A 13,159-nucleotide genomic window follows, 5' to 3' on the forward strand; every position below is an offset into this window, starting at 1 on the left:
GGAAGGCGGCGGCCGGAACGCGCATCCCCCTCAGTTCAGCACGCGCTTCGCGTGGGGACAGTCGAGCGAGAAGGCCGGGATTGCGGCGTCGAACGAGCCGCCCCCGTCGTCGACCATGCGGTAATGCCCCTGCATGACGCCCGACGACGTCGAAAGCGGGCAGCCGGACGTGTAGCGGAACGTTTCGGAGGGGTTCAGCACGGGCTGCTCCCCCACCACGCCGAGGCCGCTCACGGTTTCGACCTTGCCGGCGGCGTCGGTGATCACCCAATGCCGCGCCACGAGCTGCACGGTGCGGCTGCCGAGGTTGGCGACCTCGATCGTGTAGGCCCACACGTAGCGCCCTTCGTCGGGCGCCGACTGGTCGGCGAGGTATTGCGGCATCACCGTGATCTGGATGTCGCGCGTGACGGCTGTGTACATGATCGCCCCCGAAGCAGACGGCTCATCATGCCGCGTGCCGCCGCTCCCGTCACCTCACTCGGCGGCCTTGGCCAGCGGCGCGCCGCCCGCGGCGGCCTCGGCGGCCTGCCGCAGGTCGTCGATCAGATCCTCGACGTCCTCCAGGCCGACCGACAGGCGCAGCATGCCTTCCGAGATGCCGAGGCCTTCGCGCACCTCCCGGCTCAGGCGCTGGTGCGTCGTGGTGGCCGGATGGGTGACGAGGCTCTTCGCGTCGCCGAGGTTGTTGGAGATGCCCACGATGCCGAGCGCGTTGGCGAAGCGGAACGCCCCCGCCTTGCCGCCCGCGACCTCGAAGGCGATCAGGGTCGAGCCGCCCTTCATCTGGCGCATGGCCAGCGCGTGTTGCGGGTGGTCGGCGCGGCCGGGGTAGAGCACCCTGGCGATGCCGGGCATCTCCGCCAGGGCATCGGCGACCCGCGCCGCCGCGGCGTTCTGCGCCGCGACGCGGATCGACAGGGTTTCGAGCCCCTTCAGCAGCACCCAGGCGTTGAACGGCGACAGGGCCGGGCCGGTCTGCCGCAGCAGGTTGTGGACGTTCTTGTCGATGAAGTCGCGGCTGCCGAGGATCACGCCCCCGAGGCAGCGGCCCTGCCCGTCGATGTGCTTCGTCGCCGAATAGATGACGCAGTCGGCGCCGAGCTGCAGCGGGCTCTGCAGCATCGGCGTGGCGAAGACGTTGTCCACCACCAGGGTGGCGCCGCCCGCATGAGCGATCTCGGCCACGGCCGCGATGTCGTAGACGTCGAGCGTCGGATTGGTGGGCGATTCCAGGAACAGCGTCTTCGTGGTGGGGCGCATCGCCGAGCGCCACGCGTCGAGGTCGTCGCCGTCCACCAGCGTGCAGTCGACGCCGAAGCGCGGCAGCAGGTCCTCGACGACGTAGCGGCAGGAGCCGAACAGCGCCTTGGCGGCCACCACGTGGTCGCCGGCCTTGACCTGCCCCATCATGGCCGCCGTCACGGCCGCCATGCCGGACGCGGTGGCGCGCGCGTCCTCGGCGCCTTCGAGCAGCGCCATCCGCTCCTCGAACATCCGCACGGTCGGGTTCGAGAACCGCGCGTAGATGAAGCCGGGGTCCTCGCCCTTGAAGCGCGCCTCCGCGGCCTCGGCGGTCTCGTAGATGAACCCCTGCGTCAGGAACAGCGCTTCCGAGGTTTCGCCGAAAGGCGTGCGAAGGGTGCCGCCGTGGACGAGGCGGGTGGCGGGGCGGAGGGCGGCGAACTTGTCGGTCATGGCGGGCTCGGTCCGTTGCGTGGGGATGTTCTACGCCCCTCCCGCGCCGAGGCAAGGGGGTTGGACCGGAAAAAAGAACGCAACGTTCGGTTTGTCACTCCAAAACGGGGCGAAACGGCGCGATCGTGCCGACGGCTTGGCGGGCGCGGCGGTTCGTCGTACCTCGACCCGCTCGCAAGTTTTCGCGCCCGGACCCGACCCCATGACTGCAACCGCGGCTTTCGCGCCGGGCCTCCTCGCCGCCCACCAAATTCAGGCGTTGCGCGACGCCGGGGCGATCCGCTCGGGCTCGCCGCCGGACGGCGCCGCCCCGGTGCTGCAGCCGGCGAGCCTCGACCTGCGGCTCGGCCGCCGCGCGTGGCGGGTGCGGGCGAGCTTCCTGCCCGGGCAGGACCGCACGGTGCTCGACGGCATCCGGGCCCAGTCGGCCGACGAACTGGATCTCGGCCAGGGCGTCATCCTGGAGCCCGGCACCGTCACGGTGGTGGAGCTCGACGACCGGCTCAACCTGCCGGCGGGCCTGCGCGCCGCCGCCAATCCGAAGAGCTCGACCGGGCGCATCGACGTCTTCACCCGCGTCATCGCCGACCGGGCGCGGCGCTTCGACACGATCGAGCCGGGTTACGACGGCCCGCTCTACGCCGAAGTGTCGCCGCGCACCTTTCCGGTGCGGGTGCGGGCGGGATCGCGCCTGTCGCAGATCCGCTTCACCTCCGGCGACAACCGCCTCGACGACGACGCCCACCGCGCGCTCCACGCCGCCGCGCCGCTGGTGGCGGGCGCCGAGCCCATCATCGCCGGCGGCGTCGCGGTGTCGATCGACCTCGCGGGCTTCGATCGGTCCGGGCTCGTCGGCTACCGGGCCAAGCGCCACACCGGCGTCATCGACGTCGACCTCGTCGACGCGCTCGACCCGTCCGACTACTGGGAAGCCATCCACTGCCGCGCGCGGCGCGAGCTGATCCTCGACCCCGGCGAGTTCTACCTGCTGGCCTCGAAGGAATCCGTGCGGGTGCCGCCCGACCATGCCGCCGAGATGACGCCCTTCGATCCGCTGGTGGGCGAGTTCCGCGTCCATTACGCCGGCTTCTTCGATCCCGGCTTCGGCTGCGCGGAGGCGGGCGGCGCTGGCTCGCGCGCCGTGCTGGAGGTGCGCTCGCGCGACGTGCCCTTCGTGCTGGAGGACGGGCAGATCGTCGGGCGGCTGGTCTACGAGCGCATGAGCGAGCCGCCGCGCACGCTCTATGGCGCAGTGGCGGGGTCGAACTACCAGGCACAGGGGCTCAAGCTGTCGAAGCATTTCCGGAAGGGGTGAGCGGGCGTGGATCGGACCAGACGCGCCGGTCCCATCCTTCCCGTCATGCCCCTCGCGCCTGACCGGCCGGGCACAGGTCGAGCAGCACGCAGGCCCCGCAGGCGGGGCTGCGGAAGTGGCAGGTCTTCTGCCCATGCAGCATCAGCACCTCGTGGTCGTCGTAGAGGTCCTGCGCCGACCAGTCCGCCGGCAGTTGCGCGCGCAGCAGGTCGTGCGACGGCCCGACGTCGACCTTGGGGCCGATCAGCCCGAGGCGCTGCGCCACGCGGTGATGATGGCTGTCGACCGGCAGCGCCGGCATGCGCAGGGTCGAGAAGGACAGAACGGCGGCGCTGGTCTTCGGCCCGACGCCCGGGATGGCGGCGAGCCAGGCGCGCGCTTCCTCGGGGTCCATGTCGGCCAGGAAGTCGAGGTCGAGGCCGCCATGGCGTTGGAGCACGTCGCGCAGCACCTGTTGGATGCGCGGGGCCTTCGCCTCGGGCCAAGTCACGCCGCCGATCAGCGCCTCGACCTCGGCGGTGTCGGCGTCCACGAGGTCGGACCAGTCGGGGAAGCGCGCCCGCAGCGCCTTGAAGGCGCGGCCCGACTCGGCGTTGCGGGTGCGGTGCGACAGGAGCGAGGACACCAGCTCGCTCAGGGGATCGAGGCTGTGGAAATAGGGGATCGGCAGGCCGAACACCGCGCCGAGCCGCCGATGCACTTCCAGCGCCTTGGCGCGGAGGTCGTCCGAGGGCTGAGGGACCCCGCGCCGGGCGGGCCTGGCCCGCCCCGGACACGGCGCGATGGGAGCGTGATCGAAGAGCTGCGGCATGGTGGATGAATCCACCGATTCGCCCGCGGTTCCGGCCTGCGACTCCGGTGCAGGGCGGGCAGCCCTACCTCACCCCAGGCGCAGCGACAGCGCCTCGAACAGCGGGTTGCGCGCGGCGAAGACGTAGTCGAGCGGCGCCACCGCCACCGCGTCGGCACCCTGCCCGATCAGCCAGTCGGCGAGATCCGGCACGCGCGCCTTCGGGCAGTGGAGCACCAGCCGCCCGTCCTCCCGCCCGAACACCGAACCGCCGAAGGGCTCCAGGGCACCCGGCTCGAGGGCCGGCGCGCCGGCGGCGAAGGTGGCGCGCAATTCGCGCGTCGTGCGGGCCCGCTCCTCGGCGGCGATGCGGCCCAGCAGGGCCCGCGCGGTCGCCCGGTGCGCGTCGCCCCAATCCGCGGACAGCGACGCCACGAGGTTGGCCTCGGAGCGCAGCATCGTGCCGTCGTCGAGCACCTTCAGGGCATTGGCGGCCAAGGTCGCGCCCGTGGTGGTGATGTCGACGATGAGCTCCGCGCCGCCGGCGGCGGGCGCGCCCTCGGTGGCGCCGAGGCTTTCCACGATGCGGTAATCAACGACGCCGCGCTCGGCGAAGAAGCGGCGGGTGAGGTTCACGTATTTGGTGGCGACGCGCATGCGCCGGCCGCGCCGCGCGTGGAAGGTCGCCGCCACGTCCTCGAGGTCCGCCACCGTGCGGACGTCGATCCAGGCGCGGGGCACCGCCACCACCACGTCGGCGTGGCCGAAGCCGAGCTTCGACAGGAAGGCCACGGATCCGTCGGCGTCCGGGATGGCTTCGCGCAGCACGTCCTCGCCGGCGACGCCGAGGTGGGCCGAGCCGTCGGCCACGTGGGCGACGATCTCCGACACCGGCAGGAAAGCCACCTCCAGGTCGGCGAATCCCGCGAGCCGGCCGCGGTAGTCGCGGCTGCCGCCGCCCTGCACGAGCTTCAGCCCGGCCCGGGCGAAGAACGCGAAGGCGTTCTCCTGCAGCCGCCCCTTGGACGGCACCGCCAGGACGAAGGGTTTTCCGGCGCTCACGCTGCTGTCTCCGCGTCCAATCGGTCGAGCCAGATCGCCGCCCCGACGGCGGGGATCGGCGACGGGCTGCCGAGCGCCCCGCACAGGCGGTCGTAGCGGCCGCCGCCGATCACCGGCCCGTCCGCGTCGGCGCCGTGGGCCTCGAAGACGAAGCCCGTGTAATAGTCGAGGTTGCGCGCGAAAGCGGTGCGGAAGGCGAGGCGCGACAGGTCGACGCCCTGCGCGGCGATGAAGCCGGTGCGCTCGTCGAACAGGTCGAGCGCCGCCGACAGGTCGAGGCCCGCGTCCTCGGCGAGGGTGCGGAGTTGGCCCGACGCGCGGTCGGGCTCGCCCGACACCGCGAAGAAGGCGTCGAGCACGCGGCGGCGCTCGTCGCCGAAGTCGGGCGCCGCGCCCTGCGCCACCTGGGACAGGAAGCGGTCGGCGATCTCGCCGACGGAGCGGCCGCCCACCGCCGTGATGCCGGCGATCGACAGGAGGTCGGCCACCAGCGCGTGGGCGTCCTGGCCGTCGGCGCCCGCGAGGGCGGCGAGCAGGCCGGAATGTTCGGGCCGCCGCGCCGGGGCGCCGCGCAGCACGTCGTCGAGCCCCTGCCCGCGCTCCAATCCGCGCTTCAGGCGGCGCTGCCACAGCGGCGGCAGTTCGACGGCGTCGAGGATGGCGGACACGAGGCCGGCGTCGCCGAGCGACACGGCGCGGAGGCGGGTGCCCGAGCGCTCCACGGCGTCGAGCGACAGCGCCAGGATCTCGGCGTCGGCGGCGGCGATGTCGGCGCGGCCGAAGCTTTCGAGCCCCGCCTGGCAGAACTCGCCGGGGCCGTTCGCCCGCATGCGGAACACGGGGCCGCAATAGCTGTAGGCGGCGGGACGGTTCGCGGCCGGGGAGGACAGGTAGGCGCGCGCGGCCGGGATGGTGAACTCGGGCCGCAGGCACAGCTCGGCGCCCCCGGCATCCGTCGTGAGGTAGAGGCGGGCACGGATGTCCTCGCCGCCGAGGTCCAGGAAGGTGCCGGCGTCGTGCAGCAACGGCGGATCGACCGGGTCGTAGCCGGCCGCGACGAGATGCTGGAGGAGGGCCGCTCCCGCGCTCGCGCGCCCCGGCCCCGGCCCTTCTGTGTCCACGTGCTCGATCCCGCCTGAAACTTACGTCCCGCCTTACCAAGGGCGGCCCGCGATGGCGACCCGTTTCACGCGCCACGGTGAACGGCACCACGGTGAGCGGCACCATGGTGAGCGGCGCGAGGAGGCCGCCTGCGCGTCCCCGCCGGTGCTGCATCGCGTTGAGCCGATGTTTCACCCCGAGGCCGCGAGCGGGCGAGCCGATCGGGGGCAGACATTCGGCGCGGGGACGTTGACGGGCGGTCCGCGAAGCCTTACCGGTGCGACATGCGCTGGTGGCGGAATTGGTAGACGCGCTGGTTTCAGGTACCAGTGGGTAACACCGTGGAGGTTCGAGTCCTCTCCAGCGCACCAACATCCCGGCCCCTCGCCCGGATGCTGGCCGTGTCGCAGGCGGCGCATCGGCCCATGTCGCGAGATCCTGCACGGCGCCTCTCGGGTGTTGACCCGCGCCCCTGCAAGCCGATCTGAACCTTCTTGAGCATCCACAGCCCGGTCGAGCGACGAGCCGCGACATCTGAACCCTCACGCGCCACGATGCCGGCCGCGGGATCGATGACCGGCCGTACGGCTGGGCGATGGCCACGGCGTCGCGGAAGGCCGCCGCCTGGGTTCACGTGCCGAAACGTCGACGAAGGAAAGGCTCGCGGACCCCTCTTGCGGGTTCAGCCGTCACGCTTTCCGATGGTCGATTGGAGCGGGTGAAGGGAATCGAACCCTCGTCATCAGCTTGGAAGGCTGTTGCTCTACCATTGAGCTACACCCGCGCAACCTTCGCCGTTGCGGCCCCGCGCGCCGGAGGAACCGGACAGGACCACGAGGACGGTGTTTTGGTGGAGGAGGTAGGACTCGAACCTACGAAGGCTTAGCCAGCGGATTTACAGTCCGCCCCCTTTGCCGCTCGGGACACTCCTCCGTCCCAATCCCGCGGCGCTCAGCGCCGCCGGACTGCGGCGCTTATCGCGGCAGGGCCGATCCGTGTCAACCCCGGGCGCGACGCGATCCCGACGCCGCGCCGCCGGACGGGGTTCAGGCCGTGGCGGCGCCCGTTTCCCGGCTTTCCGCGCGATGCTGCGCCGGGCCGAACTCGCGGCTGAGGTTGTGCGCCGTGTTGACCAGCGCCACGTGGGTGAAGGCCTGGGGGAAATTGCCGACCTGGCGGCGGGCGCGCGAATCGTATTCCTCCGACAGCAAACCCACGTCGTTGCAGAGCGCGACGAGGCGCTCGAACAGCGCGCGCGCCTCGTCGACGCGACCGGCCAGGACGTAGTTGTCGGCGAGCCAGAAGGAGCAGGGCAGGAACGCGCCCTCGTGTCCCCCGGCGAGGCCGTCGACGTTGCCCGCCTCGTCGTACCGCTTGACGAAGCCGTCCTCCATCAGGCGCTCCTCGATGGCCTTCACGGTGCCGACGACGCGCGGGTCGTCGGCGGGCAGGAACCCCACCATGGCCATCATCAGCAGGCTCGCGTCGAGCTCCGTGCCGCCGTAATACTGGGTGAAGTGGCCGCGCCCGGCGTCGTAGCCCTTGGCGCAGACCTCCGCATGAACCTCGTCGCGGACGGACCGCCAGCGGTCGACGGGGCCGGCGAGCTGGAACTCCTCGACGGAGCGGATGGCGCGGTCGAAGGCGGCCCACACCATGACCTTCGACGCTGTGAAATGCCTGCGGCCCCCGCGCACCTCCCAGATCCCCTCGTCGGGCAGGTGCCAGATGGTTTCGAGGTGCTCGACGAGCGCGCGCTCCAGGTTCCAACCGTTGTCGTCCGGCGCGAGACCCAGGCGGCGCGCCTGGTACATGGCGTCGAGCACCTCGCCGTAGACGTCGAGCTGGAGCTGCCCCGCCGCGGCGTTGCCGACGCGCACCGGCGTCGAGCCCTCGTATCCGGCGAGCCAGGGCAGCTCGTATTCGTCGAGGCGCCGCTCGCCCGCGATGCCGTACATGATCTGCATCTGGTCGGGCGATCCCGCGATGGCGCGGATCAGCCAGTCGCGCCAGGCGCTGGCCTCCTCCAGGAAGCCCGAGGTCAGCAACGCGTAGAGGGTCAGCGTGGCGTCGCGCAGCCAGCAGTAGCGGTAGTCCCAGTTGCGCGGGCCGCCGAGCTGCTCGGGCAGCGAGGTGGTGGGCGCCGCCACGATGCCGCCCGTCTCGTAGTGGGTCAGCGCCTTCAGGGTGATGAGCGAGCGCTGCACGACCGGCACCCAGTCGCCCGCCGTTTCGGTGCGGTGGGACTTCGTCCAATCGTTCCAGTCCTCCGTGACGAGCTCGACGAGCTGCGCGGCGTCGACCGGCTGCGGGACGGGATGGTAGGACGGCGACCAGGTCAGGGTGAAGGGCGTCTCGCTCCCCTCCTCCGCGGTGAACGTGCCGACGGTGCGGAAATCCTCGCCGCGCAGCGCCACGGGCGTGTCGAGCACGAAGCGGTCGGGGCCCGCCACGGCGGCGATGCGCCCGTCGGCCAAGCGGCTGACCCAGGGCACCACGGCGCCGTAGCCGGGACGGAGCACGCTTTCCACCCGCATCGGCACCGAGCCCGAAACGCCCCGCACGAGGCGCACCACGTCGCCGTGGCCCTCGCGCCGGCCCATGGCGTCGATCAGCAGCACCGTGCCTTCGGCGGTCTCGAAGCGGGTTTCGAGCACCAGCGTGCCGGCGCGGTACTGCCGCGACACCTTTGTGACCGGAACCGCGGGGACGATCTGCCAGCGGCCGTTGTCGGCCGTGCCGAGCAGCGCCGCGAACGAGGCCTGGGAGTCGAACCGCGGCAGGGCCATCCAGTCGATCGACCCGTCGAGGCCGACGAGCGCCGCCCCCTCGCAATTGCCGATCAGCGCGTAGTCTTCGATGCGTTGAGCCATGGTCCCCGGGTCATCCTGTGCCGCCGTCCCGGGAAGTAGCATCGCGGCGCCGCGTTGACAGGCCGTCAGGGCAGACGGCGGAGGCGCTCCACCAGGAGGTCGAAGAACCCGGCGTCGTCGACCTCGCGCAGGAACAGCGCGTTGGGCTCCCGCCCCGTCACCCGCCAATAGTCCGCCACCGTCATGCCGAGCGTCAGCGGGCTGGCGCATTCCACGGCCACGTTGATGCGGCGCCCGGCGTAGAGCTCGGGGCGCAGCAGCCAGGCGACGACGTTGGGATCGTGGATGGGCGCGCCCGCGCCGGCGTACTTCTCCTTGTCGAACCGCTCCGAGAAGCCGAGCATGCCCGCCACGGTCGCGCCCGCGCGATTGCCGAGCGCCCGGAAGCGGTCGAGCCGGTCGGGTGTGGCGAGGGCGCGGTGGGTGACGTCGAGCGGCAGCATGGTGATCGGCACGCCCGAGCGCATCACCACGTCGGCGGCTTCGGGATCGACGTAGACGTTGAACTCGGCCGTCGGCGTGATGTTGCCGACCTCGAAATAGGCGCCGCCCATCATGACGATCTCGCGGATGCGGGGCGCGATGGCGGGCGCGCGGTTCAGCGCCAGCGCGACGTCGGTGAGCGGCCCCAGCGTGCACAGCGTCACCGTGCCGGGCTCCGCGTCGAGCAGGGTTTCGACGATGAAGTCGACGCCGTGCTGCGGCTGGAGCGGCAGGGCGGGCTCGGGCAGGTCGGCGCCGTCGAGCCCCGTGCGGCCGTGGACGTGCTCTGCGGTGATCGGCGGCCGGACCAGGGGCCGCACCGCGCCGGCGTGGACCGGGACGTCCGGGCGCCCGGCCAGCTCCACCACCCGGCGCGCGTTCCGCTCCGTGAGCGCCAGGGGCACGTTGCCCGCCACCGCCACGATGCCCAGCACGTCGAGGTCCTCGGGCGACGCGAGGGCCAGCAGGATCGCCACGGCGTCGTCCTGGCCGGGATCGGTGTCGATGATGATCTTGCGCGGCATGCGGGCCTCCGGACGGGGAACGGGTTCGGGCCGTCGGCGCGCGCCGCGGCCCGGTTGCTGTCGTCGAGCGCCTTCCCGCGATTGGGCGTTTCCCCCCGGTCGCGATCTGCTCTATCGGTCTCCTCCGCGCGGGAACGGCACCTCCGCACCCGCGCGCCGCGGCACCTCCCCGATGGACGGCATCGGCGACGGAAGACATCGATGATCATAACGCAGAAGCTCGCCCTGGGCAGCGTCGCGGTCTCGCTCGCGGTGCTGGGGGTGAAGTTCTACGCCTGGCAGGTGACGGGCAGCGTCGCGCTGCTGTCGGACGCGCTCGAATCCATCATCAACGTCGCGACCGCGCTGGCCGCCGTCTGGGCCCTGCACGTGTCGCTGCAGCCCGCCGACGCGCGCCATCCCTACGGCCACACCAAGGCCGAATACCTGTCCGCGGTGCTGGAAGGCGTGCTCGTCGTCGGCGCCGCCCTGGCGATCCTGCGCGAGGCCTACCTGGCCTTCGCCTCGCCGCAGCCGCTCGACACGCCCTGGCTCGGCCTCGCGGTCGGCGCCACGGGCTCGGCGCTGAACGGCGCCTGGGCGGCGGTGCTGCGGCGGCAGGGGCGCAAGCACCGCTCGCCGGCGCTTCTGGCCGACGGCCGCCACCTCGAAGCCGACGTGGTGACCTCGGTGGGCGTGCTCGTCGGCGTGGGCCTGGTGGTGCTCACCGGCAAGCTGGCGCTCGACCCCGCCATCGCGGCGCTGGTCGCGCTCAACGTCCTGTGGACCGGCTGGGGGCTGATGAAGGAGAGCGTCAACGGGCTGCTCGACGAGGGCCTGCCCGACGACGAACTGGCGCAGCTCAAGGGTCTGATCGCCGCCAACGCCGAGGGCGCCATCGAGGCTCACGACGTGAAGACCCGATGCGCCGGCAAGCTGACCTTCATCGAATTCCACCTCGTGGTGGCGGGCGACGCGACCGTCACGCAGGCCCACGACATCTGCGACCGGCTGGAGCGCGTGCTGAAGGCGGCGGTGCCGGACTCGGCCGTGACGATCCACGTCGAGCCCGAGGACAAGCGCGAACACCAGGGCATCGTGGTCCTGTAGCCGCATCGAGCGCAGGCACCCCGGGGCGCGCAGCCGCCCCCCGAGGCCGGGCGACGGACCCGCTGACGCGCCGTTCCCGCCGGGAGCGGCCCCGGTCAGCCCTTCAGCGCCCGGATCACCGCCTGCCCGTCGGGGGACGCCCATTCGGCCGGGCCCGCCATGCGGCCGAGCTCGCAGCCGTTGCGGTCGATGAGGAGCGTCGTCGGCAGCCCGAGCAGCCCGCCCTGTCGCTTCAGCGCTTGCAGGATGTCGGCGGACGGGTCGGCGAAGAGCGCGAGGTCGGCGATGCCGTTCTGCTTCAGGAACTCGGCCGGGCGGTCGAGCCGGGCCGTGTCGACGTTGACGGCCACGACCTGGAAGTCCGGCCCGCCCTGGCTCCGCTGGAGGGCGTCGAGCGCCGGCATCTCCTTGCGGCAGGGCACGCACCACGTCGCCCACAGGTTCACCAGCAGCGCCTTGCCCTTGAAATCCGCGAGGCTCGTCGGCCGACCGTCGGGCGTGCGGAACGCGACGTCGGGCTCGATGCGGGCGGGCTGGGCCAGGCTCATCGCCGCGACCTCGCCGCGGATGAGGGGATCGAGCCGCGCCGTCGCGGCCGCCGCGGCCGGGCAGGCGGCGGGACCGGTCTTGCCCGGCGCCACCACGCCATATAGGACCGCGGCGACGCCGGCCGCCAGGGCGGCCCCGGCGAGGACGCGCCGCGCCCGGCCCGGGCGGGGGGCTGCGGGTTTCGACGGCTCGTTCGCGTCTGACATTTCCGTAACCGATCCGAGGCTTCGATGAGCAATGCGATGTGGGGCGGCCGGTTCACGTCGAGCCCCGACAGCATCATGGAGGAGATCAACGCCTCCATCGGCTTCGACCAGCGCCTCGCCGCGCAGGACATCGCGGGCTCCAAGGCCCACGCCGCCATGCTGGCGCAGCGCGGCATCGTGTCGGCCGCCGACGTCGCCGCCATCCAGGCCGGACTAGACCGGATCGCGGGCGAAATCGAGGCCGGCACCTTCACGTTCTCCCGCGCGCTCGAAGACATCCATATGAATGTCGAGTCGCGGCTGGCCGAGATCATCGGCGACGCGGCCGGGCGGCTCCACACGGCGCGCTCGCGCAACGACCAGGTGGCGCTCGACTTCCGCCTGTGGGTGCGCGACACGCTCGACGCCGTCGACGCCGCCCTGCACGACCTGCAGCTCGCACTGAGCGAGAAGGCGCTCGCCCATGCCGACAGCGTGATGCCGGGCTTCACGCACCTGCAGTCCGCCCAGCCCGTCACGCTGGGGCACCACCTGATGGCCTATGTGGAGATGATCGCGCGCGACCGCGGGCGCTTCTCGGACGCGCGGCGGCGCATGAACGAGTCGCCGCTCGGCGCCGCGGCGCTGGCCGGCACCTCCTACCCGATCGACCGCCACGCGGTGGCCCAGGCGCTCGGCTTCGACCGCCCGACCGCCAACTCGCTCGACAGCGTGTCCGACCGCGACTTCGCGCTCGAAGCGCTGTCGGCGGCGGCGATCTGTGCCGTGCACCTGTCGCGCTTCGCCGAGGAGATCGTGCTCTGGGCGACGCCGCAGTTCGGCTTCGCGTCGCTGTCGGACCGGTTCTCGACGGGATCGTCGATCATGCCGCAGAAGCGCAACCCGGACGCGGCCGAACTCGTGCGCGGAAAGTCGGGGCGGGTGATCGGCGACCTGATCGGCCTGCTGGTCGTGATGAAGGGCCTGCCGCTCGCCTATTCCAAGGACATGCAGGAGGACAAGGAGGGCACGTTCGACGCGCTCGACGCCCTCGCCCTCACGATCCCCGCCATGGCCGGCATGGTGCGCGACCTGTCGCCGGACCTCGAGCGCATGAAGGCCGCGGCGGGATCGGGTTTCTCCACCGCGACCGACCTCGCCGACTGGCTGGTGCAGAAGCTCGACATGCCGTTCCGCCAGGCCCACCACGTGACGGGGCGTATCGTGGCGCTGGCGGCCGAGGCCGGCACCACGCTGGAAGCCCTCCCCCTCGCCGCGATGCAGGGCGTCGAGCCGCGGATCACGGCGGCGGTGTTCGACGTGCTGGGCGCCGACAGGTCGGTGGCGAGCCGCACGAGCTTCGGCGGGACGGCGCCCGCCAACGTGCGCGCGCAGGCCGAAGCCTGGCTGGCGAAGCTGGGGTGATGCCGATCGCCGAAGCCCTCCGGCCCTGGACCGCGTCCGTGTTCGAGCCCTGAAGGGCGAGGGGT

General features: G+C 72.2%; 11 protein-coding genes and 3 tRNA genes. 4 read left to right on the forward strand and 10 right to left on the reverse strand.

The window, feature by feature from the left end; all coding sequences use genetic code 11:
* Positions 1-30: 30 nt before the first annotated feature.
* Together apaG and D3273_RS05870 are read right to left on the reverse strand one after the other, a co-directional pair.
* A complete protein-coding gene (gene apaG / locus D3273_RS05865; RefSeq protein WP_129224463.1) occupies positions 31-423 on the reverse strand; it encodes a Co2+/Mg2+ efflux protein ApaG in 393 nt (130 codons plus the stop codon).
* Between the two features lie 54 nt (positions 424-477).
* A complete protein-coding gene (locus D3273_RS05870) occupies positions 478-1,698 on the reverse strand; it encodes an O-succinylhomoserine sulfhydrylase (protein ID WP_129224465.1) in 1,221 nt (406 codons plus the stop codon).
* A 202-nt stretch (positions 1,699-1,900) separates the two neighbouring features.
* On the opposite strand from D3273_RS05870, the gene D3273_RS05875 reads away from it, so the two are divergent.
* Entirely contained in the window at positions 1,901-3,013 is a 1,113-nt protein-coding gene (locus D3273_RS05875) for a 2'-deoxycytidine 5'-triphosphate deaminase (protein WP_129224467.1), read from the forward strand.
* Between the two features lie 43 nt (positions 3,014-3,056).
* Here the strand turns inward: D3273_RS05875 and D3273_RS05880 are convergent, their stop codons facing one another.
* From D3273_RS05880 to D3273_RS29065, 3 genes are all read right to left on the reverse strand, one after another.
* A complete protein-coding gene (locus D3273_RS05880; RefSeq protein ID WP_129224469.1) occupies positions 3,057-3,824 on the reverse strand; it encodes an endonuclease III domain-containing protein in 768 nt (255 codons plus the stop codon).
* Between the two features lie 69 nt (positions 3,825-3,893).
* On the reverse strand, positions 3,894-4,865 hold the full coding sequence (hisG, locus tag D3273_RS29060) for an ATP phosphoribosyltransferase (protein ID WP_245501019.1): 972 nt from the start codon (positions 4,863-4,865) through the stop codon (positions 3,894-3,896).
* Positions 4,862-5,986 (reverse strand): ATP phosphoribosyltransferase regulatory subunit, encoded by a 1,125-nt coding sequence (locus D3273_RS29065; protein WP_245501020.1) that lies wholly within the window; start codon positions 5,984-5,986, stop codon positions 4,862-4,864. The genes hisG and D3273_RS29065 overlap by 4 nt, the downstream gene beginning before the upstream one ends.
* A gap of 266 nt (positions 5,987-6,252) precedes the next feature.
* Between D3273_RS29065 and D3273_RS05890 the strand changes: the two genes are divergently transcribed.
* Positions 6,253-6,337 (forward strand) — tRNA-Leu (locus D3273_RS05890).
* Positions 6,338-6,676: 339 nt separating this feature from the next.
* Here D3273_RS05890 and D3273_RS05895 read toward each other — a convergent pair.
* The 4 genes from D3273_RS05895 to D3273_RS05910 all read right to left on the reverse strand — a co-directional run bounded on the left by D3273_RS05895 (position 6,677) and on the right by D3273_RS05910 (position 9,846).
* A tRNA-Gly gene (locus D3273_RS05895) sits at positions 6,677-6,750 on the reverse strand.
* Between the two features lie 64 nt (positions 6,751-6,814).
* Positions 6,815-6,899: transfer RNA gene (locus D3273_RS05900), tRNA-Tyr, on the reverse strand.
* A gap of 113 nt (positions 6,900-7,012) precedes the next feature.
* A complete protein-coding gene (locus tag D3273_RS05905; RefSeq protein WP_129224471.1) occupies positions 7,013-8,839 on the reverse strand; it encodes a glycoside hydrolase family 15 protein in 1,827 nt (608 codons plus the stop codon).
* Between the two features lie 65 nt (positions 8,840-8,904).
* Positions 8,905-9,846 (reverse strand): nucleoside hydrolase, encoded by a 942-nt coding sequence (locus D3273_RS05910; RefSeq protein WP_129224473.1) that lies wholly within the window; start codon positions 9,844-9,846, stop codon positions 8,905-8,907.
* 201 nt (positions 9,847-10,047) lie between these two features.
* Here D3273_RS05910 and D3273_RS05915 point away from each other — a divergent pair, with 201 nt between their 5' ends.
* Positions 10,048-10,935 carry a cation diffusion facilitator family transporter gene (locus D3273_RS05915; protein WP_129224475.1) on the forward strand — a complete coding sequence of 296 codons (888 nt, stop codon included), beginning with the start codon at positions 10,048-10,050 and terminating at the stop codon, positions 10,933-10,935.
* Positions 10,936-11,030: 95 nt separating this feature from the next.
* Here the strand turns inward: D3273_RS05915 and tlpA are convergent, their stop codons facing one another.
* Entirely contained in the window at positions 11,031-11,690 is a 660-nt protein-coding gene (gene tlpA / locus D3273_RS05920) for a thiol:disulfide interchange protein TlpA (RefSeq protein ID WP_129224477.1), read from the reverse strand.
* A 24-nt stretch (positions 11,691-11,714) separates the two neighbouring features.
* On the opposite strand from tlpA, the gene argH reads away from it, so the two are divergent.
* Complete coding sequence (argH, locus tag D3273_RS05925) at positions 11,715-13,094, forward strand: argininosuccinate lyase (RefSeq protein WP_129224479.1); 1,380 nt, start codon at positions 11,715-11,717, stop codon at positions 13,092-13,094.
* The last annotated feature ends 65 nt before the right edge of the window (positions 13,095-13,159 follow it).

The sequence above is a fragment of the Lichenibacterium minor genome (assembly GCF_004137685.1).
In the GTDB taxonomy this organism is placed as follows: Bacteria; Pseudomonadota; Alphaproteobacteria; order Rhizobiales; family Beijerinckiaceae; genus Lichenihabitans; species Lichenihabitans minor.

What these genes read in the sequence shown, in the direction of transcription:
- D3273_RS05905 (WP_129224471.1), bottom strand. Translation starts at nt 8,839, where the DNA reads ATGGCTCAACGCATCGAAGACTACGCGCTGATCGGCAATTGCGAGGGG.
- D3273_RS05915 (WP_129224475.1), top strand. Translation starts at nt 10,048, where the DNA reads ATGATCATAACGCAGAAGCTCGCCCTGGGCAGCGTCGCGGTCTCGCTC.
- tlpA (WP_129224477.1), bottom strand. Translation starts at nt 11,690, where the DNA reads ATGTCAGACGCGAACGAGCCGTCGAAACCCGCAGCCCCCCGCCCGGGC.
- D3273_RS05910 (WP_129224473.1), bottom strand. Translation starts at nt 9,846, where the DNA reads ATGCCGCGCAAGATCATCATCGACACCGATCCCGGCCAGGACGACGCC.
- apaG (WP_129224463.1), bottom strand. Translation starts at nt 423, where the DNA reads ATGTACACAGCCGTCACGCGCGACATCCAGATCACGGTGATGCCGCAA.
- argH (WP_129224479.1), top strand. Translation starts at nt 11,715, where the DNA reads ATGAGCAATGCGATGTGGGGCGGCCGGTTCACGTCGAGCCCCGACAGC.
- D3273_RS05870 (WP_129224465.1), bottom strand. Translation starts at nt 1,698, where the DNA reads ATGACCGACAAGTTCGCCGCCCTCCGCCCCGCCACCCGCCTCGTCCAC.
- D3273_RS05880 (WP_129224469.1), bottom strand. Translation starts at nt 3,824, where the DNA reads ATGCCGCAGCTCTTCGATCACGCTCCCATCGCGCCGTGTCCGGGGCGG.
- D3273_RS05875 (WP_129224467.1), top strand. Translation starts at nt 1,901, where the DNA reads ATGACTGCAACCGCGGCTTTCGCGCCGGGCCTCCTCGCCGCCCACCAA.